The organism is Edaphobacter flagellatus (genome assembly GCF_025264665.1).
GTDB lineage: Bacteria > Acidobacteriota > Terriglobia > Terriglobales > Acidobacteriaceae > Edaphobacter > Edaphobacter flagellatus.
This window is the reverse complement of record NZ_CP073697.1, coordinates 3,858,625-3,878,479: the sequence shown is the minus strand read 5'-3', so window position 1 is coordinate 3,878,479 and position 19,855 is coordinate 3,858,625. Positions and strand designations below refer to the sequence as shown.

Genomic DNA, 19,855 nt, shown 5'->3' with positions numbered 1-19,855 from the left:
TGCTGACAGGATGATGTCAGTAGCACATGGCTATTCTTCTCCTGCCTGAATTTGAGGCTTGATCGCTGCACACCACCGATAGGAAAGGAACACAAAATGAAAATTTCAGAGCTTCTTCTTCAGGACTATGACATCGAAATCTCCAACACACGCCGCACGCTTGAGCGCGTTCCTGAAGGCAAAAACGACTGGAAGTGTCATGACAAATCGATGAAGCTGGGCACGCTGGCCATGCACTGCGCCTCGCTTCCTCTCTTCGGCTATTACCTGCTCGAGGACGACAGTATGGATCTCGCCGCGCCGAAGCGCCCTCACGTTCCGCTGGAGTTCACCACGAGTGAGGCTGCGCTAAAGCAACTAGACGAAGCCGCCGCCCAATGCCGCGCCGCGCTCGCTGCCGCCTCGGATGAACACATGTCTCAGTTATGGAAGTTCTCTTTCGGCGAGCATCTGATCTCCAACAACCCTCGCTCTCTGACCTTCCGGCAGCTTTTCTTCAATCATCTCGTGCACCATACAGCACAGCTTGGCGTCTACCTACGCCTGAACGGTATTCCGGTGCCTGCTCTGTATGGCCCTTCCGCCGACGAGCAGTGGTCCCCCAAATAGTTCTGCAAATCATGGGCGGCGATGGACAGCGCCGCCCTTCATCTTGCTTTGAACTATGCCGCAGATGCGGTCAGCCTGCTTTTTCCGTCAGCTCGGCCCAGCGCGCGTAGAGCGTATCGACTTCCACCTGCGCGGCTTCGAGAGCGGCGAGAGCTTCGGTCAGCCTGGCTGCGTCGACGGCGACTGCGGGATCCGCGACGAGGGACTTTGCTGCTTCCAGTCTGGCGTCGGCAGCTTCGACGCGCTCTTCGATCCCGGCGAACTCGCGAGCTTCGAGGTAGGAGAGTTTCTTCTTCGCCGGAGCTGCTTGCGCCGATTGCACGGGCTTTGCGGGCGTATCTTCCTGCGGACGCTCGGATTGCTGCTCGAGGAACCATTGCTCCCACTGCGCGTAGTCGGCGAAGGTCGCTGCGCTTCCCTTTCCGTCGAGTCCGAGGACGGTTGTGGAGACACGGTCGAGCATGTAACGGTCGTGTGTAACGAGGACGAGCGCGCCTTTGTACTCAAGCAGGCTCTCTTCGAGGACTTCGAGTGTTGTGATGTCGAGATCGTTGGTCGGCTCGTCGAGCAGGAGCAGATCGGCGGGCTCGAGCATCAGTCGCGCGATGAGGACACGAGCGCGTTCGCCTCCGCTGAGACGTTCGACGGGTTGATTGAGCTGATCGCCGGAGAAGAGGAACTTCTGTGCGTAACTGGCGACGTGAATGACGCGATCCTGATAGACGACAGAGTCGGAGTCCGGCGCGAGAGCGCGGCGCAGCGTGACGCCTTCGGGAAGCTCGCGCATCTGGCTGAAGTAGACGATGCGGAGCGATGCAGCCTCATTGATGGTTCCTGCGGAGGGCTGAAGCTCGCCGGTGAGCAGGCGCAGAATCGTGGTTTTGCCGCTTCCATTTGGGCCGACGAGACCGATTCTTGTTCCGTTGGCGATCAGGAAGTTGAGGTGTTCGACGATGGTTCGGTCGCCGAGTTGGATGGAGATGTCGTTCAGTTCGACGAGACGCTTGGTCTGGCGATCGGTGGCGGCGAAGTCGATGCTTGCTGTTGCAGTCTGCGAGCGCGAGGAGACTTCTTTGAGCTGACCGATGAGCTGATGCGCGTTGTCGATGCGCGCTTTGGCTTTGGTTGCTCGGGCTTTGGGGCCGCGGCGAAGCCAGTCGATTTCGGTGCGCACGCGGTTGCGGAGCGATTCTTCGAGGCGCGCCTGCGACTCCAGGTACGCTTCGCGGGCTTCGAGGAACTTTGAGTAGGTTCCTTCGACGCGCAGCAGGCCGTCGGCGTAGATGCGATTGAGCTCGACGATCTGGGTCGCTACATTCTCGAGAAAGTAGCGGTCGTGCGTGATGATGACGGAGGCGAAGTCGCCTGCGCTGAGCAGGTCTTCGAGCCAGGCGATTCCGGCGAGGTCGAGGTGGTTGGTCGGCTCGTCGAGGAGCAGAACATCGGGTGCGGCAACGACGGCTTCGGCGATGGCGAGGCGCTTGCGCCAGCCGCCGCTGAGCTTTGCGGCCGCGGCGTTGAGGTCGGGCAAGCCGATGCGTCCGCTGGTTTCGCGGAGCTTGCCTTCACGCTCGGCTTCGGCGACGTTGCCGGCTTTGAGAGCGGCTTCGAGGACATCGCGAACGGTAAGTCCAGAAGCGAAGTGCGATTCCTGGCGAACGTAGCCGATGCGAGCGCGCTTGCGGACGGCGACGTCTCCGGAATCGGCGTCTTCCTCAGCAGCGAGGACCTTGAGCAGGGTGGATTTGCCTGCTCCGTTAGGCCCGATGAGGCCAATACGGTCACCGTCGGAGACGGTGAAGGCGATGTCACGGAAGAGCGGCGTGGCGCCGAAGCTCTTGGACAGGCCCTGCGCGTTCAGGATGGGTGGCATAGAGCTAGTTTAACGGGTACCCCACCCCCTCCCCATGTTTCGTGTAAACCATTTTATTTGAATAGGATACGCGTTTTGCACAGGGCAAAATATTCAAGACAAAGGGTTTATAGGTCAAAATATTGATTCGTAAAGAGTTAGCCCCGGCTGTCAGGCCGGGGCTTTTTTCCCTGATTTACTTACTGATTTAAGTGTAGCTAAAGGGAGGAAACTAATCGGCAACTTCTTGGGAGTTTATTTGCTTTGGAATGAATGGGTTGTGATTTTTGGGGGCTTGACAGGATTTTCGCTCCGGCTGGCCGTGGCGTCGAAACCCGTATCTGGCAAATAAAACTGAGTGGTGATCCTATGCCCGCTGCCAGATCATCGCGTGATTAGATCTATCGAATTGATGTTGTATGAGTAAAGCCGAAACGAACCCCCGTACGATCTCCAAACGATCGTCTCTGTTGCCGTAGCGTTGCCAGAAAAGGTTGTTTCAAAACTTGCGGTCACAACGGTTACACCGTTATTCGTGTTGATAAAGAAACTTTTTTGTTTCGTCGACACTGGCGAACCAAGCTTTCTTTCAATCCCCTCAAATATCTGGCGATTCTGGTCTGCTGTAAGCTCCTCACGATAGCCTGATGCGGCCTCGTTGTAGATAGCATCCCAATCCTGCCGTGACATCTGGTTGTGCAATGTCGCGATAAGAGCTGAGGTCTGACGATAGCCGCCGACCATCATATGAGCAAACCATGCGATCCCAGCTCCCATAAGGAAAACACCAAGGCCAATCCACAGCCACATGCGGCGATTTGTGGCGGGAGGCTGAGAGGCCACCGATGGGAACGAACCGTAGTGAGGAGGTGGCGGAGGTGGGACGGCGGTTGTGCTCGGGACAGCACCGGTCTCTTGATTCATGACGAACTCCCCTGGTTTTTATGCAGAGTCCGTTTTATATCACGATCAATCGAGGTCAAAGTCGCGCAGGGGGCGGTCGGTGAGCGGGGTTTCCTTGGCTTTTTTGACGGCTTCGGCGAATTTTTTGGCAAGGACATCGTCCTTGTTCTTCTGGGCTTCGACGGACTGCTGGAAGATGGAGTCGCGGCGTGCGTCGGCCTCGCGGAGAGCTTTGGCGGCCTCGCCGAAGTCTTCGAACGTCTTCTTCCTGGGCGCGGATTTGTGGGCGATGATGGCTCGGGTGACGGGGTCGATCTTCAGCATCGCTCCGCAATCGGGGCACATCACTTCAAACGGCTGGTCGCTCAGTCCCATAAAACAATCCTCTCGACCAGCCATTCTAAAGCAGTGGGCTGTGCAAGCAGAACTGGTGGCGCGGGCGAAGCCTGCATTGGCTTCTGCCCACGCCGGAGGGTTCAGTGAAGCGTTACGGCTTTGAGGCTGGGCCCTGATGCGGAGAGGCGCTTCACCTTCTTACGCAGGATGGCCTTGCCACGGTGGAGATGCGCGACGATGGAGGGTCGGGATTTGCCACGCATACGGGCGATGGTTTCGATGGAGCAGTCGTTGGAGAAATGCAGCCGGATGACGGTGCGGGTTTCAGGTGGCAGCTTCTCGATCTGCTGCTCGACGAGGGAGAGAAGCTCGTGGCGGGTGGCGGTGCGCTCGGGATCTTCGACACGCGAGCAGGTGGAACGCTCGAAGGTCTGCAGATACTCGGGGTTGTCTTCGAGGAAGACGGTGCGGTTGGTCTTGCCGCTGCGCAGAGCCATGAGGGCGTTGTTGGTGACGATGCGAGTGAACCAGGTCTTGAGCGAGGAGTCACCGCGAAAGGCTCCAACCGCCTTCCAGGCGGAGCAGAAGGCAGAGTGTACGGCGTCTTCGGCATCGGCTGAATTACGCAGGATAGCGTTGGCGGTACGGATGAAGTAGCTCTTCTCGGAAAGGACGAGGGAGGTCAGCTCGTTACGGCGTCGAGCGGTACGCTCGGGATCGTCGATGATGCCGGCAAATGGAAGGGCCGGGGCAGAATGTGTGGAGGAAAGCATTGGATTGTCTCCTTTGAACGCGTAAGAGAAAGCGGACTCACCGTGCGGAAGCACGATGAAAGACACAGCTACGCGAGGGAGACAGCGGGGGGAGGCCGGAAGAGGAGAGACGGCCTGAAGAGACTGGAGCGGACGATAAGCCGAACGGCCGGAGCGGTCATGCGCTCAAGCCTGAGCCTTGGAGCCAGCAACGGCGCGAGGAGGATGACGGCGGCGAAGAGCACCGGAGGCGCAGCCGAGGTCGTGCTGGCCGGTTTGGATTCACGAGCAACCGAGGCGAGGCTGGTACGTGCTCCGATCGCACGAGCGCCTGCACACTGCGGAATATGCGAAGGGATTGGGCTGGCGGTACTGGCTACGAAGATGCCGAAGAAGAGCAGAGCGGAGGCGAACAGCCACTGAAGCCGCCGATGTGTCGCTCCGGAGTTCGGGATAACGCAGGTCACCGCTTCCTCTCAGACAATCTTTAGACACAAGCCCTTAGTAAAAAGATACCATTTACAAATTTTAGAGCCGGACGACGACGTGGCCCGGACATTGATTGCCGGCGACCTGCACGATGCGGTCGATGAGTCCTTCGCCATAACGCGCGAGGAACCACACACCGGCAAGGAGGCGCTCCTGCGGATGGCCGTCGGGAAAGATGTTGAGCGTGATGGCCTGGGCATGCTTGGTAAGCGAGGCTTCTTTCTGCAGCTCGTAGGTCGCGGCCATGCGGCGGAGGCGGTCCATCTGGTAGCGCATCTTGGAGCCGGAGGTTTCGGCTCCGGTGCCGAGCGAAGCGTCGATGCCGCGAAGATACTCGGTGAGGAGGTCGAGCTCGGTCTCAAGAGCATTGCCAACCGCGGCGAGCTTGCGCTTGAGCTCGATGGGCATGGCGCGTGCTCCGAGGCGTTGCGCGAGCTCCTGCGCGGTGGTCATGGCGTCGGGAAGCTGGACTTCATCCTTCTCCATGATGGTGGCGATGGCGGGCTCGATCAGCGTGGCGGAGAGGCGCGGCAGTACGGGGGTGAGGCGTCCGAGGATCTGCTGGTAGAGCACGGCGCTTTGCGCGAAGTAGGCGATCTCTGCAGGGCCGCCGATGTAGGCGGCGGTGGGAAAGACGGTGTCCTGAAAGACGGGCCGCAGGAGCGCGTTGGGGCTGAGGCGCTCGGGGGTGCGGTCGAGGATGTCGAGCAGCTGCGCCGTGGTGTAGATGTGCGAGAAGGCTCGCCACTGGAGCTCGGAGGTTGCGGGGTCGGAGACGCGGCGGAGGGCGACACGCTCGCCGGTGGACTCGTCGAGGAGGAAGAGGAGCGAGGAGGAGTCGGAGACGAGCACCTGCGCGTGGTAGTTGCTGGCGGTCAGCTCGGCGGTGCGGGCGAGCAGTGCTGCGTGGAGCTGGTCGGCGTTCTCGATGGCGTATCGCAGCGTGGAGGCGCCCATGGCGTGGAACTCGCGGCTGGAGGCATCGACGACGATGAGTCCCTGTGAGGCAAAGATGTGTGCGATGAGGCGGCCGAAGGCGCTGGCCAGCGTGGGACTCGGATTGGCTTCGCTGGGGAGGTAGGCCTCGCGGAGGGTGTCGGCGATGGGCGCGTAGGCGAGCAGCTCGGTGGCCTGCTGGATGGCTTGCTCGAGCAGCGGCGCGGTTTCCGGGTTGAGCTGAATATTGCCGACTTCGACGGAGTATGGAACGCGGAGTCCGGCGCGCAGAATTTCGACGGTGGTCTTGGTGAGAAGCGCAGCCTGATCGACCTCGGCGAGGTCGTGGTCTTCGGTCGCCATCCAGAAGATGGGGACGTGGCGGATGCCGGTGATGCGGGTGGCCTCGTTGGCGCGGGAGATGGCGGTCGCTGCCTTGAGCAGCGTGAGAAGCGGGCCACCGAAGAGGACAACCTGCTGGCCGGTGATGACGGCGCGTGCTCCGTTGCGGAGGTGCTCGATGTTGGCGAGAGTCTCGGGGCTTGCGCCGAAGGACTGGTTCTGGCGAAGGAGCTCGTCGGCGAGGCGATTGGGGTCAGCAACAGCCGGGAGACTGGAGCGCATCCAGCCTCCGGCAAAAGGACCGCCGGAGTTGCCGGAACCGTACCAGGTGCGAACGGGGGAGTCAGGCGCGCTATCGCCCATCGCCAGATAGTCGCGGTAGAGCTGCGACATGTGGGGCAATATGGTGATCGGGTAACACTCAACGCTCATCGCGGGCCTTCGTCCTCAAGTCGTTCGTGATACCGCAGACCCTGCTGGAGGGCTCCGCGAGCGACCGTGCCTCGTAGCGCGGTCCAGATCATTTGATGTTCCTGCTTCCGGTGTTGGATGCAGCACCGGGCGCTCCCGATGCAGGATGATACCGTAGGGCTATGGTACAGAAGACGAACAAGACGGTACAGAAGACGAAGCCGGCAAGAAAAGTGACGAAGGCGAAGCCGCAGGGCGGGATGAGCTCGGGCGGGAAGAAGCCCCGGGTGGTGTCGTCGAAGGTGGCCTTCAAGGGCCGGGTGTTCTCGGTGTACCGGGACGAGGTGATTGAGCCGGGCGGGCATGAGAATGTGCGCGAGGTGATCCGGCATAACGGCTCGGTGGTGGTGCTGGCGGTGGATGAGTCGAAGAACCCGCATGATCCCGAAGTGATTCTGGAGCGGCAGTACAGACATGCGGCGGGGCAGTTTCTTCTGGAGCTTCCGGCAGGGCGCGTGGAGCCAGGCGAATCGACGCTGGCAGCGGCCAAGCGCGAGATGATCGAAGAGACGGGCTATCGCGCGAAGAAATGGTCGCTGCTGACGAAGTACTTTGCCAGCCCGGGATTTCTGGGCGAGTGGATGCAGATCTATCTGGCTCGGGATATTCGCGCGGGTGAGGCGCAGCCCGAAGAGGACGAGAAGATCGAGATTGTGCGGATGCCTTTGTCGGAGGCTCTGCAACTGGCCACCGCCAATAAGATTCATGACGGCAAGACGCTGATTGGCCTGATGCTGTACGACAGGCTGCGCAGAACAAAATAAAAACGAAATAGAAGGAACTGCAGGAGGGAGTGGTGGGCCGTCGTCATGGCCTGCACTCTCTCTTGTCTTTTGGAACCAATCACTTCGCGGATGGCGCTGCTTACTTGTGCAGCACCACAGGTTACGCAAACTTCTGTTCATCCCAGAGAGAAAACCCGGCTCGCAGAGTTGGCGTCAGAAGGATGTATGTTCGTTTTGCCGCTTTGCATTTCTTTCGATCAGGCGACTGAAACGAACTTGAATTGATCGGCAAGGAGTAAGGATCTTGGCACAGTACAGAGGAACGGTGAAGTGGTTTAACAACGCAAAGGGCTACGGCTTTTTAGGCCGGGATGGCGGTGCAGATGTTTTTGTGCACTATACCTCGATACAGCGTGATGGATACAAGAGCCTGAAAGAAGGCGACGAGGTCGAGTTCGACATTATCCAGGGGGCGAAGGGGCCCCAGGCGGATCAGGTCTTCCGTCTGAAAGAAATAGCCTAAATAAAGCTGCGGCTCCAGGGGATTTGCGGAGCCTCCCCTGGACGTCTCAGATTCTGCAAAAAATCCTGCTGTGCTGCATACTGGCTCAGGGATGATGACAGCCTTTGCGCTTCTCCCCGAGTGTTCTGCCCATGGACAACATTTCAATCGCACGACTGCTGGATGAGACGGCTTCCCTGCTTGAGATCGATGGAGCCGACCCATTCCGCATTCGCTCGTATCGCCGTGCCGCTGAAGCGGTGGAGCAACAGACCTCGCGCCTTGCGGATATGGTGGCGGAGCCGAAGCAGCTGCTGGCTATTGCGGGCATCGGCAAAGGCATGGCGGCGAACATCGTGGACCTGGTGAATACGGGCACGATGCCTCTGCGCGAAGATCTCCTACAGAAATATAAACCGACCATGCTGGAGCTGCTGCGTCTTCCGGGCATGGGGCCGAAGACCGTGGCGCTGGTATGGTCTGCGCTTGAGGTCGGCGACATCGATGCGCTGGAAGAGGCGGCCAAGGCGGGACGCCTGAACGAGCTGCCGCGCATGGGCGAGAAGTTCACGGCCAAGCTGCTGAAGGGGATTGAAGATTACAGGAAGAATTCCAGTCGATTCAGAATCGACCAGGCACGCGAGCATGCGGAACGCATCAGCGAACTGATCCGCGCGTTTCCGGGGATTGAGGAGATCACGCCTGCGGGCTCGCTGCGTCGCGGGCGCGAGACGGTGGGCGATCTTGACCTGCTGGTGACAGGGCCGGCGTGCGAGCCGGATGTCGTGGCCGCGGCGGTGGAGCATGTGGCGTCGCTGCCACTGATCGACAAGCTGCTGGCTCGCGGGCAAAACAAGGTGAGCTTTACGCTACGGAATAATCTGCAGGTGGATGTGCGTCTGCTGCCGCGAGCGAGCTATGGCGCGGCTCTGCAGTATTTCACCGGGTCGAAGATGCACAATGTTGCTCTACGCCAGAGGGCGATCAAGCGTGGGCTGACGCTGAACGAATATGCCCTGCTGCGCGTGGAGGACAATACGATTGTCGCTGCGGCAACGGAAGAGGCGATCTATCGCGCCCTGGACCTCGACTACATTCCACCGGAATTGCGTGAGAACGGCGGCGAGATTGAAGCAGCCGCTACGCATGCTCTGCCGGAGTTGATTGCGCTGACGGATATTCGCGGCGATCTGCACATGCACACGAACGAGACGGACGGAACGAATACAATTCGTGAGATGGCGGAGGCTGCGGCGGATCGCGGTCTGAAGTACATTGCGATCACCGACCACTCGAAGAACCTCGCAATGACGAATGGTATGGACGACAAGCGTGCGCTGGCGCACGTGAAGCGTATCCGCGAAGTCGATGCGGAGCTGAAGGATCGCATTCGGGTGTTGGCCGGCATCGAGGTCGACATCCTGGCCGAAGGTGAGCTGGACCTTGCCGATGAAACGCTGGCGGAGATGGATATCGTGGTCGCGAGCGTTCACAGCCGCTTCGACCAGACGGCCGAGCAAATGACGGCGCGGATTCTGCAAGCTCTTGAAAATCCTTACGTGCGCATTCTGGGGCATCCGACGGGACGCAAAGTGCTGAAGCGTGATCCCTATGCGCTTCACATGGATGCCATTCTCAAGCGCGCTGCAGAACTGGGCGTGGCCGTTGAGCACAACTCGAATCCTGCGCGCTCGGACCTGACAGACCTGCATCTTCGGCAGGCAAAGCAGCATGGCTGCAAGATTGTGGTGAACACGGACGCGCATTCGATCGCAGAGCTGGACCAGATTCGATATGGCATTACGCAGCTGCGGCGGGCATGGTTGACGGCTGGCGATGTGCTGAATACGCGGCCGACGGCTGAGGCTCTGCTGAAACAGATGCGTCCACGTCGATAAGCGCCCATAGGCAAAGTCGCGATATTCTTGATACGTGGCGCAATCCGCGACAACTCCGACGGCGATCCCTGCTAAGAAGGCTGTGGCAGAGCCTGGGCTTTTTGCCGACTACGCGACGCTGTTTAAGCTACGCGTCTCGGTAATGGTCGTCATCACGGCCGGGGCAGGGTTTTACCTTGGGTCGCTGGCCAGCGGGATTAGCCCGTTTCATGCGGGGATGTTGCAGGCGCTGGCGGGAATCGCGGTGGTGACCTGTGGATCGAGCGCGCTGAACCAGGCTCTGGAGCGCCGTACGGATGCGCTGATGCGGCGCACGTCGAACCGGCCGATGGCGGCGGGGCGCATCTCGCTGGCGCATGGGCTGTTGCTGGGCTTTGCAGCGATCTTTTTGGGGTCGCTGTATCTGGCGCAGACGACGAACCTGCTGACGGGCACGCTGACGCTGCTGACGGCGGTCGGGTATGTGGGCATCTATACACCGCTGAAGCGGATCACAGTGGTGAATACGTTTATCGGTGCGTTTCCGGGTGCTCTGCCTCCACTGATTGGCTGGACGGCGGTGCGCGGCGTGATTGAGTGGCCCGCGGTTGCTCTGTTTGCAATTCTCTTCGTGTGGCAGTTTCCGCACTTTATGGCAATCGGATGGATGTATCGCGACGATTATGCGGCAGCGGGGATCCGTCTGACGCCGACCCAGCCGGATGTGAATTTTGCAGCGCGCTCGACGGTGATCCAGTCTCTGTTTTATGCCGTGCTGATGGTTCCGGTAAGCCTGTGGCCGACGTGGCTTGGGGTTACGGGCCGGGTGTATGAGGTGGTGGCCGCGGTCCTGTCGCTGGCATACCTGTGGTACACCATTCGTTTTGCGCGGATTACGCAGTCTCCGAATGCGCAAGCGTCGAGGAACTATGCGCGCGATCTGTTGAAGGCTTCGGTGATTTATCTTCCGCTGCTGATGGCAGCCATGATGCTTGACGCGAAAGGACGTCTGCTCTTTTGATGACGAATCATTCTGCAGCTACACCGCTACGCACCCCACCTGCGATTATTGCGGGAATTATTGCTGTCAGCGCGGCGGCCAGCGCATTTATCTGCTGGCTGGTTTACTTTCACACGCCGACGGATGTTGCAGGAACGCAGCTTCGCTCGCTGCCGCTGGTGAATGCGGTGCTGAATGCCTGCTCGACGGTGGCATTGCTGACGGGCTACCGCTTTATCAAGGCAAGAAATGTTGCGGCACACAGAACAGCGATGTTTACGGCGTTCTTCTTTTCGTCGATCTTCCTGGTCTCGTATCTGGTGAACTTCGCACTGCACGGCGAGACAAAGTTTAACCGGCTGAGCGCATGGTGGCCGTTCTACTGGAAGCTGCTGGCTTCGCATATTGTTCTGTCGGTGTTTGCGCTACCCATGATTCTGATCACCTTTTTTCTGTCGCTAACGGGGCGCTTCCCTGCTCACCGGCGGTTGGCACGCTATACCTACCCGATCTGGCTTTATGTCTCGATTACGGGAGTCATCGTCTACTGGATGCAGTCTGCAATCCACTAACCCTGCTGTGGGGCACGTTCTTAGAGATGCAACCAGATACACGAAAATTATTACGTACGGGGCTGGCGATCTTTGGCACAGGGGTACTGTCCGCTACGGCAGCGGAAACAGTCTTTGGCGGAATCGGACGCATGGGGCCGCATACCAACTCGGGCTGGCTGGCGCTGGTGCTCGCAATGGGTTGCCTGCCGACAGGTTCGCTGACGCTGATTCTGGCTCTGATGAAGCTGTTTGCCGACCGCCGCAAGTAGCTCAAGTCTGCTAGACTCAACCTTCTAAACCTGTACGAAACAACTGGAGCAACTGCAATGGCAAAGGGCGTCAATAAAGTTATTCTTCTCGGCAACGTGGGCAAGGACCCCGAGATCCGTTCCACGACCGGAGGCACCACCGTCGCAAGCTTTTCGCTAGCTACAGCTGACCGCGTCAAGGACCAGCAGGGCACCTGGCAGGACCGCACGGAATGGCATAACCTGGTCGCTTTTAACCGCACCGCCGAGATCGTGCGCGACTATGTGAAGAAGGGCACGCAGCTCTACATCGAGGGCAAGATTCAGACGCGTTCGTGGGACGACAAAGAGAGCGGACAGAAGAAGTACCGCACCGAGATTCTTGTGAACGAGATGAGCCTGCTGGGCGGAGGACAGGGACGCGGTGGCAGCGAAGGCAGCACTGGCGGTTATTCGTCGCGCTCCAGCACAGCGAGCTTCGATCAGCGCACACCCGCTTCGCAGAACGACTATGCCGACCAGGGCATCACAGACGACGACATTCCTTTCTAGCTTTACTTACGATCGACGAGACGAGGAGAGTCCGGCTGGGCTTTCCTCGTTTCCTTTTCGTCGATGAATTCGTGGCTTTCGATCGCTTCGCTATACTCCGAACTATGTTTCGACTACTGGCCGCCGGCCTTCTTGCCTGCTCTCTGGCTGCACATGCGCAGCAATATGATCTGGTTCTTCGCAATGGGTACGTTATCGACCCAAAGAACAATGTGGACGCCAAGCTGGATGTAGCAATACGCGATGGCAAGATCGCTGCCATTGAGCCATCGATTCCAGCAAGTGCGGCGAAACAGTCGGTCGATATCGCGGGACTTTATCTGACACCGGGACTTGTCGATATTCACGTCCACGTCTTTACCGGACTTCGTCATAATGCATGGGGCAATGGGGATCTGTCGGTTCCGGCCGATGTGATGTGCATTCCCAACGGCGTAACGACAGCGGCTGACGCGGGATCTTCGGGCTGGCGCGATTTTGCTGAGTTCCGTCGCCGGGTACTCGACACATCGAAGACGCGCCTGTTCGCCTTCGTCAACATCGTGGGTGCGGGCATGGCCAATAACGACGATGCGGCCGAACAGAACGAGCACGATATGGATCTCGACGCGCTATCGAAGGTGATCGCAGAGAACCGGGATGTCGTCGTCGGTATCAAGACAGCTCATTGGCAGCAGCCGAACTTCATTTCGGTGCGAAAGGCCGTGGAAGCTGGCACGCGCAACCATCTGCCGGTGATGGTGGACTTCGGCTGGTTCGACAACAAATCGTACGAAGAGATGATCGCGACGATCCTGCGGCCGGGCGACATCAGCACGCACGTCTTCCGTATGCCTGCTCCGCTGCTGGGACCGGATGGCAAGCCGGCGCCCTACATGCTCGATGCACGCAGACGCGGCATCAAGTTCGATGTGGGGCATGGCGGCGGCTCGTTCAACTTTGCCCTGGCGGAGCCCATGGTGAAGGGTGGATTCTTTCCGGATTCGATCTCGACCGACCTGCACGTCGGCTCGGCTACCGGCGTGATGCTGAACCTGCCGAATGTGATGAGCAAGATGCTTGCGCTGGGGATTCCGTTCGCCGAGGTTATTCGCGAATCGACGACGAATCCTGCGACGGAGATTGGACATCCTGAGCTGGGCCAGATCGCAGTCGGCTCCGTGGCCGACATCGCGGTGCTACGCGTCGACCACGGGCAGTTTGGATATTCCGACCTTGCGGGCGGCAAGGTAAACGGCACGGAACGCATTGTGCCGGAGATGACGATTCGCAACGGACGCGTCGTCTTCGACCTGGATGCGCGTACTGCCGTGCCGTGGCGCGAGGGCCACCTCAAGTACTCCACTCGCTGATCAAAAGACGAATCGCACGGTTGTTGCCAGCGCATGGTTGTAGGTGTGATAGCTGGTGACTGCCGTCTGAAATGCTGCTCCGACGGTGAGGCCGATGCGGCTGTGTGGATCGGCAGGACGGAAGGGCAGGCGGCCCACGATGAGGCCCGGCGAGATAAACATCTGCGTCTTGCCGTCGCGCGTACCGCCGACCCAGGTGTTGGAGTTCAGCTCCACTTCGGGCGAAAAGTATTTGCCAATCTTGTACTGTGCGACGGTGTTCCAATGGATGGTACGGCCTGTCGTGGCCGTGTTCGAGGTTGGCAGCGTTCCGCCGAGGCTGCTCATCAGCGCCAGCTTTCCGAAGCCTTTGCCTGTAAGCAGCGTGGGCGTCAGCGCTGTACTGGCTGCTCCATTTTTGTAGCTGCCGGTCGGGATGGAGATGCCGAGCGCTCCGCTGACGACATAGTTCCCTTTCTTTTCCGGCGCGGAGAGGAACCGGTATTTGCCCACGAGGGTCATATCGCCAAAGCCATCCTGCGCCCCATCGGTGTGGATCAGGTAGCCCGGGAAGAAGACGTCAACCTGTGTCTTTTCAAAGGGAATGAAGTTGAAACCCTTGCCGCCACCGATGTTCCAGGTATCTGCACCGGTCGACGAGCGCTGACGCGTGAAGTCGAGGCGGAAGACCTGCGCAAGCATGGGAAACGGCGAGTACATGGGGACGGCCCATTTAGGCTGCTCAGCCTGCGTCTTCGAGGCACGCGCCTGCCAATTGGCCGCAAATTCGGTTACGGGATCGCGTTTCGGATTGCTCTCGGCTGTAGCTGCGAGTGGAAAGAGTCCGAGTACGGTCAACAGAAATAGAGTGCTGCGCAAAAAATGCTCCTTCTATCCCGTTGCTTCTTCTCGTACGACTGGCCGGATACTTGTGCCCGTTGCCCTGCTTTCATTTTACCGGACTGAAGTGCTGGTGAGAGGGCGGCCGCAACGCTACACTAACCCTATGCTCGATGAAAACAGCTTTCGCCGTGAGTCCGACCGCGCCCTTGAAGCGTTGAAACAGTCCCTGATCCGTGCGGAAGAAGAGAGTGAATCCGACGAGATTCCGTTTGAGACGGAAGAGAAAAACGGCGTGCTGAACGTACTGTTCGAACATGATGGCAGCAAGTTTGTCTTTACGCCGAATACGCCTGTGCGGCAGATATGGATCTCGGCGCTGACGACCAGTTTCAAACTGGATTGGGTGGAAGAGGCTCAGGCCTTCCGTCTGCCAAAGACCGGCGAGGACCTGCGCACCCTGACACAGCGGCTGTTGCGTGAGCATCTGGGCGATGAGAGCATTACGCTCTCGTAAATCGGCGATAAATGCTTGCATCACGTGACCGGTAACCGGATGGAATGTGTCACAATCCCTGTATCGCATCATTCCCTGCTCAACATATCGGATCAGTAGAGTTCTCCACAGAAGCTATGCAGCCAACGTTATCGGTCGCCATCATCACTCTCAACGAAGAAGAGAATCTGGCGCGTACGTTGGCGAGTGTGCGATTCGCCGATGAGGTGATCGTGCTGGACTCTGGCTCGACGGACCGCACGCTGGAGATCGCACGCGAGTTTGGCGCGAAGGTCATCAGCGAGCCGTGGAAGGGGTTCGCGCAACAGAAAAATTCAGCGATTGAAAAATGCTCGGGAACGTGGGTGCTGTCGCTCGATGCGGATGAGGAAGTAACGATTGAGCTGCAGCGCGAGATTGCGGCTTTGCTGCTCGGCAAGCCTTCGGCGGATGCGTACATGGTGCGTCGACGCAATCTGTTTCTGGGGCGATGGATGAAGCATGGCGGCTACTATCCCGATCCCAAACTGCGGCTTTTTCGCAAGCACTCGGCGAATTTTGCTCCGCCGGCTCGCTTCACCGAGCGGCCCGTGCACGAAACGATTGCCTTCGACGGCAATCTGGAGACACTGGAGCACGACCTGATCCACCACGCCTACCCCACGATCGAGAGCTATCTCGAGCACATGGATCGCTACAGCACGCTTGGGGCGCAGATTCTTCTCGAAAAGGGCAAGACCGGCAAATCGCTCTACGCCTTCTTTCACAATATCTTTGTGATCCCTTCGGCGACCTTCATCTGGAACTTCTTTTTCCGCGGAGGATTTCGCGATGGTCGTGAAGGCCTGCTGCTGCACCTTTACCACTCGACGTATACGAGTTGGAAATACTCCAAGGCCTGGCAGATCGCTCGTAAGCGGTAGGATGCGGTATGCGCCTATTTCAAACGGCAACCGCTTCCTTTCTATCGCTGAGCCTGATTGCAGCTCCGGTATATAGCCAGAGCATCGACCGCGCTGCCGCGCTGATCCGTGAACAGGATATTCGCGCCGACATTACCTTCCTCGCCTCTGACGAGTTGGCTGGCCGCAATACGACGAGCCGCGAAGACCGTATCGCCACCGAATACATTGCTGCCGAGTTCATGCGTCTTGGCCTGAAGCCTATGGGCGACAACGGCACTTACTTTCAGAACATGGATATCGTCTCGGGCGAGGTGGATAAAGAGAACACGGCGATGACGGCAACCATCGATGGCGCAGATCATCGCTACCAGTTCAGTCAGGATTTCCAGTGGGTGCGCCAGAGCCTGCGCCCAGGCAAGGTCTGCGGCCCCGTCGTCTTCGCCGGATACGGCATCGATGCACCGGAGTATGGCTACAACGACTTCGCAAATATCGATGTAAAGGGCAAGATCGCTCTGATTTTTATTCGTGAGCCTCAGGCGAACGATGCGGCTTCGAAGTTCATGGGTGCACTCGACACCTACCATGCCTTTCAGTGGCAAAAGCTTGAGGAGCTTCGCAAACGCGGTGCAGCGGGAATCCTGTTGGTCCAGGATCGCCTACCTCGCGTGATCAAACCGATTCCGCCGACATCCCCTCGTCCTGCTTCGACGACGTCCTACGCTCTGGCCGGCGAAATGTGGGACATCCCTGCATTTCTGGTGAAGCGTGAGATCGCAGATCAACTGCTGGCACCGAGCGGTAAGAAAACGGATGATCTACAGGCGGCCATCGATCGCACGCTGCAACCTGCCTCGCTTGAGATTCCTCAAAGTTCTGTCTGCATGACGAAAGCTTTAACGGGACTCGAAACCCGTCAAGGACGAAACGTTATTGCGCTGCTTGAGGGCTCCAACCCGAAGCTTAAATCGCAGACCATCATCGTGACGGCGCATCACGATCACATGGGGGTATCCGATGGGCACATCTACCACGGTGCCGACGATAACGCCTCTGGCGTTGCCGGGATTCTCGGCGTAGCCCGTGCGCTTGTGCATGGCAATATCCGCCCAAAGCGCAGCGTGCTGTTTATCTCTTACGACGCGGAAGAGCGCATCTTCCTCGGATCGTATTTTTATGTGACGCATCCAGTAGTTCCGATCAACCAGACCGTAGCAACCGTGAACCTCGATATGATTGGGCGCGATGAGAACGACGCCAACTGGCCGACTCCTGTGGATCACAACAGCAATATGGTGAATGTACTGGGAACGCGCTACAACCCGGCGCTGCGCCGCGTTATCGACCGCGAAAATAAGACTGAGAAACTAAAGCTCGACTACAAGATGGATGCCGTTGATCCGGATTCGCTGTGGTCGCGCAGCGATCATTTTTGGTTTGCGACGATGCATATTCCGCAGGTTGAGTTTCAGACCGGGCTGCATCCTGACTATCACACCGAAAACGATTCGGCCGACCGCATCAATTATCCCAAAACGACGCGCATCGTGAGGCTTGTCTTCCGGTCTGTCGCAGATCTGGCTGATTCCAACGAGACGATCCCTTTTATCGCAGCGGGCGCGCCTGTCGCACCTGAGCAGTGACGGCTCGCTGCGGGACAACGTATACTCGCTGCGCATGACGAAGCCGCCGATTCGCGTTCTTGTCGCCAAACCTGGCCTCGATGGTCACGATCGTGGAGCCAAAGTGATTGCTCGTGCGCTGCGTGATGCCGGCATGGAAGTCATCTACACCGGATTGCGACAGACTCCGGAGATGATCGTCCATGCGGCCATCCAGGAGGACGTCGACTGTATTGGGTTGTCGATCCTGTCTGGCGCGCATAACGTGATCGTGCCACGTATCGCTGCCCTGCTACGTGAACAAAAAGCCGAGGACATCCTGCTGGTGCTTGGCGGGACGATTCCTGAGGAAGATTTTTCGCGGCTGAAAGAAAGCGGCGTCGCGGCCATTTTTGGGCCGGGAACACCGCTTGAGACAACCGTTCAATTTATCCGCGATAACGTAAAGCTACGCGGTTTACTTACCAGCTAAGCGCCTCGCCCAGATGGAAGTAGCCGCCTGTCGGTCCATCCGGGCCAAGGGTGGCCAGCTCTACTTCAGTCTTCGCACCATCCACAACATCCATCGGCGCCGCATCGGTCCCCATATCGGTCTTCACCCAACCGGGATGTGCCGAGTTCACCTTGATCTTCGTTCCCTTGAGCGCGTGCGCCAGGTGAATGGTATAGGCATTCAGCGCCGTCTTTGAGGAGTCGTAGGCCAGCGCCTTCGCTTCATAGATCGGCGAGCCTTCGGCGGCATGCAGAGTGAGCGAGCCCAGAATGCTCGATACATTCACAATGCGACCCGCTTCGCTTTTCTTGAGCAACGGCAGAAAAGCATTTGTAACGGCAATGGCAGAAAAGAAGTTCGTTTCGAAGGTTTTACGGAGAATGTCTTCGGAAACCGTGGTCGTGTTGTTTCCACCGATCGGTTCCAACATGACACCCGCATTGTTAATGAGGATGTCCAACTTGCCATAGTCCTTCTCGATCTTATCGACCGCTGCTTTAATATCGGCTTCGTTGACGACATCAAACCGGATTGCGCTCGCGTCGATGCCTTCTTTTTTCAACTGCTCCGCCGCTGCTTCGCCCTTGGCAAGATCGCGTGCGCCAAGAATAACCGTGATCCCCTGCCGCCCAAGCTGGCGTGCTGTTTCAAGACCAATTCCCTTATTCGCGCCTGAAATCAGTGCAACTTTTTTCGCTGTGCTCATCCGAATGCCACCTTCCCATTTGATTGCCTTCTGCAATCATGCATTATGTTGATGACTATGAGATGAGGACCTCGGCAAAACGTTTCGCGTATTTTTCCGGCAATGCGCGCTTCTTCATATCTTTGCCGACCACAACATGCACGGTTTCGCCTTCGCACAAGAGTGTGCTATCCGCAGCTCTAACAATCCTGTAACCGAATTTGATGACTGCGCCACGTGCAGCATTCAGCCTCGTTTCAATAATCAGTTCGTCGTCATAACGGGCAGGAGATTTGTAGCGTGCCGAAACATCGACGACCGCAATGCCGATGCCATCTTCGCGCTCCATCGACCGGTAGTCCATCCCCAGGCTGCGAATAAACTCCACGCGGCCAACCTCAAACCAGACGAGGTAATTGGCGTGATAGACCACGCCCATCTGATCGGTCTCCGCATAACGCACGCGTACGCGCGACCCTACAATCTTTCCCGTTGTTCCTAATGCCTCACTCATCTTTTCAGTGTATCGAAGCAGGTTCGGCACGCGAGGGACAGCTATTTTCCCCAGACCGGCTTACGCTTCTCGAGAAAGGACGTAACTCCCTCACGAAAATCATGCGTTGCGCGGGCCTCTGCATTTGCAGCCATCGCTCGATCTATCGCCACCTCAAGCCATGCGTTGTTTTGTGCAGCCAGCAGCTTCTTGGTCGCAGCCATCGATTGCGGACTGTTGGCCTTCAGTTGATTCGCCATTGTGTTGACTCGATTCGCCAACTCTTCGGCAGAGACCACCTCGTTGACGAGTCCCCATCGTTCTGCTTCCTCCGCTGTGAAGAGCCGGCCCGTCAGCAGGATGTCACGCGCGCGCTTGTCGCCAACCTGCAGCGCAAGAAACGCTGAAACCAGCGCAGGCACGAAGCCGATCCTGACCTCGGTATAGCCGAACTTTGCGCCCGGCACCGCAAGCGTGAAGTCGCAGATTGTCGCAAGACCGGTGCCACCAGCCACAGCCGCTCCATGCACTGCGGCGATGGTAGGCTTGGGCAGCTCGTAGAGTGCGCGAAAGAGCCTCGCAATTCGTTGCGCATCCGCTGTGTGCTCTTCCGTTGACTTGTCCGCGAACGTCTTCAGGTGCTCCAGATCAAGTCCTGCGCAAAAGGATTCGCCAGCTCCCGCAAGCACCACAACGCGGCAATCGTCCGATGCAGCGGCATACAATGCGGCGATCAATTCGTCCTGCATTTCGGGAGTCATCGCATTGCGGCGCTCCGGGCGATTCAGCGTGATCGTCCTCACACCATCGTCTTCACTCACCAGAATCGTATTGAAACTCAC

The 19,855-nt window shown here is 58.3% G+C and carries 23 protein-coding genes; 13 read left to right on the top strand and 10 right to left on the bottom strand.

Features of this window, described 5'->3' with window-relative positions:
• The first annotated feature begins 96 nt into the window (after positions 1-96).
• On the top strand, positions 97-609 hold the full coding sequence (locus KFE13_RS16235) for a DinB family protein (RefSeq protein ID WP_260704471.1): 513 nt from the start codon (positions 97-99) through the stop codon (positions 607-609).
• Positions 610-679: 70 nt separating this feature from the next.
• Here KFE13_RS16235 and KFE13_RS16230 read toward each other — a convergent pair whose 3' ends face one another.
• The 6 genes from KFE13_RS16230 to bshC all read right to left on the bottom strand — a co-directional run bounded on the left by KFE13_RS16230 (position 680) and on the right by bshC (position 6,651).
• Complete coding sequence (locus KFE13_RS16230; RefSeq protein ID WP_260704470.1) at positions 680-2,482, bottom strand: ABC-F family ATP-binding cassette domain-containing protein; 1,803 nt, start codon at positions 2,480-2,482, stop codon at positions 680-682.
• A gap of 363 nt (positions 2,483-2,845) precedes the next feature.
• Positions 2,846-3,271 carry a DUF4019 domain-containing protein gene (locus tag KFE13_RS16225; RefSeq protein ID WP_260704468.1) on the bottom strand — a complete coding sequence of 142 codons (426 nt, stop codon included), beginning with the start codon at positions 3,269-3,271 and terminating at the stop codon, positions 2,846-2,848.
• Positions 3,272-3,430: 159 nt separating this feature from the next.
• Positions 3,431-3,739, bottom strand: coding sequence for a hypothetical protein (locus KFE13_RS16220; protein WP_260704465.1), 309 nt, complete (start codon positions 3,737-3,739; stop codon positions 3,431-3,433).
• Positions 3,740-3,840: 101 nt separating this feature from the next.
• Positions 3,841-4,473 (bottom strand): RNA polymerase sigma factor, encoded by a 633-nt coding sequence (locus KFE13_RS16215; RefSeq protein WP_260704456.1) that lies wholly within the window; start codon positions 4,471-4,473, stop codon positions 3,841-3,843.
• Positions 4,474-4,541: 68 nt separating this feature from the next.
• On the bottom strand, positions 4,542-4,919 hold the full coding sequence (locus KFE13_RS16210) for a hypothetical protein (protein ID WP_260704453.1): 378 nt from the start codon (positions 4,917-4,919) through the stop codon (positions 4,542-4,544).
• A 61-nt stretch (positions 4,920-4,980) separates the two neighbouring features.
• Positions 4,981-6,651, bottom strand: a complete 1,671-nt coding sequence (bshC, locus tag KFE13_RS16205) for a bacillithiol biosynthesis cysteine-adding enzyme BshC (RefSeq protein WP_260704451.1) — start codon at positions 6,649-6,651, stop codon at positions 4,981-4,983.
• Positions 6,652-6,812: 161 nt separating this feature from the next.
• On the opposite strand from bshC, the gene KFE13_RS16200 reads away from it, so the two are divergent.
• The 8 genes from KFE13_RS16200 to KFE13_RS16165 all read left to right on the top strand — a co-directional run bounded on the left by KFE13_RS16200 (position 6,813) and on the right by KFE13_RS16165 (position 13,500).
• Positions 6,813-7,454, top strand: coding sequence for an NUDIX hydrolase (locus KFE13_RS16200; RefSeq protein WP_260704449.1), 642 nt, complete (start codon positions 6,813-6,815; stop codon positions 7,452-7,454).
• A gap of 265 nt (positions 7,455-7,719) precedes the next feature.
• On the top strand, positions 7,720-7,938 hold the full coding sequence (locus KFE13_RS16195) for a cold shock domain-containing protein (RefSeq protein WP_260704447.1): 219 nt from the start codon (positions 7,720-7,722) through the stop codon (positions 7,936-7,938).
• 131 nt (positions 7,939-8,069) lie between these two features.
• A complete protein-coding gene (gene polX / locus KFE13_RS16190) occupies positions 8,070-9,815 on the top strand; it encodes a DNA polymerase/3'-5' exonuclease PolX (RefSeq protein ID WP_260704445.1) in 1,746 nt (581 codons plus the stop codon).
• Between the two features lie 34 nt (positions 9,816-9,849).
• Positions 9,850-10,815, top strand: coding sequence for a heme o synthase (cyoE, locus tag KFE13_RS16185; protein ID WP_260704443.1), 966 nt, complete (start codon positions 9,850-9,852; stop codon positions 10,813-10,815).
• Positions 10,815-11,366, top strand: coding sequence for a DUF420 domain-containing protein (locus KFE13_RS16180; RefSeq protein ID WP_260704434.1), 552 nt, complete (start codon positions 10,815-10,817; stop codon positions 11,364-11,366). Before cyoE ends, KFE13_RS16180 begins: the two co-directional genes overlap by 1 nt.
• Positions 11,367-11,392: 26 nt before the next feature.
• Complete coding sequence (locus KFE13_RS16175) at positions 11,393-11,617, top strand: hypothetical protein (RefSeq protein WP_260704427.1); 225 nt, start codon at positions 11,393-11,395, stop codon at positions 11,615-11,617.
• Positions 11,618-11,674: 57 nt separating this feature from the next.
• A complete protein-coding gene (locus tag KFE13_RS16170) occupies positions 11,675-12,148 on the top strand; it encodes a single-stranded DNA-binding protein (RefSeq protein WP_260704425.1) in 474 nt (157 codons plus the stop codon).
• Between the two features lie 104 nt (positions 12,149-12,252).
• Positions 12,253-13,500 carry an amidohydrolase/deacetylase family metallohydrolase gene (locus tag KFE13_RS16165; RefSeq protein WP_260704423.1) on the top strand — a complete coding sequence of 416 codons (1,248 nt, stop codon included), beginning with the start codon at positions 12,253-12,255 and terminating at the stop codon, positions 13,498-13,500.
• Here KFE13_RS16165 and KFE13_RS16160 read toward each other — a convergent pair whose 3' ends face one another.
• Positions 13,501-14,358, bottom strand: a complete 858-nt coding sequence (locus tag KFE13_RS16160) for a transporter (protein ID WP_260704421.1) — start codon at positions 14,356-14,358, stop codon at positions 13,501-13,503. It abuts the gene before it with no gap.
• Between the two features lie 127 nt (positions 14,359-14,485).
• Here KFE13_RS16160 and cyaY point away from each other — a divergent pair, with 127 nt between their 5' ends.
• The 4 genes from cyaY (at position 14,486) to KFE13_RS16140 (ending at position 17,814) form a co-directional block, all read left to right on the top strand.
• The gene (cyaY, locus tag KFE13_RS16155) at positions 14,486-14,836 is read left to right on the top strand and encodes an iron donor protein CyaY (protein ID WP_260704419.1); all 351 of its coding nucleotides are present in this window, start codon (positions 14,486-14,488) and stop codon (positions 14,834-14,836) included.
• Positions 14,837-14,952: 116 nt separating this feature from the next.
• On the top strand, positions 14,953-15,738 hold the full coding sequence (locus tag KFE13_RS16150; protein WP_260704416.1) for a glycosyltransferase family 2 protein: 786 nt from the start codon (positions 14,953-14,955) through the stop codon (positions 15,736-15,738).
• A gap of 8 nt (positions 15,739-15,746) precedes the next feature.
• Positions 15,747-17,363, top strand: a complete 1,617-nt coding sequence (locus KFE13_RS16145; protein ID WP_260704414.1) for a M28 family peptidase — start codon at positions 15,747-15,749, stop codon at positions 17,361-17,363.
• A 34-nt stretch (positions 17,364-17,397) separates the two neighbouring features.
• Positions 17,398-17,814, top strand: coding sequence for a cobalamin B12-binding domain-containing protein (locus tag KFE13_RS16140; protein WP_260704411.1), 417 nt, complete (start codon positions 17,398-17,400; stop codon positions 17,812-17,814).
• Here KFE13_RS16140 and KFE13_RS16135 read toward each other — a convergent pair.
• The 3 genes from KFE13_RS16135 to KFE13_RS16125 are packed head-to-tail and all read right to left on the bottom strand — an operon-like array spanning position 17,804 to position 19,855.
• Positions 17,804-18,541, bottom strand: a complete 738-nt coding sequence (locus KFE13_RS16135) for an SDR family oxidoreductase (protein ID WP_260704409.1) — start codon at positions 18,539-18,541, stop codon at positions 17,804-17,806. The two genes, KFE13_RS16140 and KFE13_RS16135, sit on opposite strands and share 11 nt — an antisense overlap.
• Positions 18,542-18,596: 55 nt before the next feature.
• Positions 18,597-19,034, bottom strand: a complete 438-nt coding sequence (locus tag KFE13_RS16130; RefSeq protein ID WP_260704401.1) for an acyl-CoA thioesterase — start codon at positions 19,032-19,034, stop codon at positions 18,597-18,599.
• A gap of 41 nt (positions 19,035-19,075) precedes the next feature.
• A complete protein-coding gene (locus tag KFE13_RS16125; protein ID WP_260704399.1) occupies positions 19,076-19,855 on the bottom strand; it encodes an enoyl-CoA hydratase/isomerase family protein in 780 nt (259 codons plus the stop codon).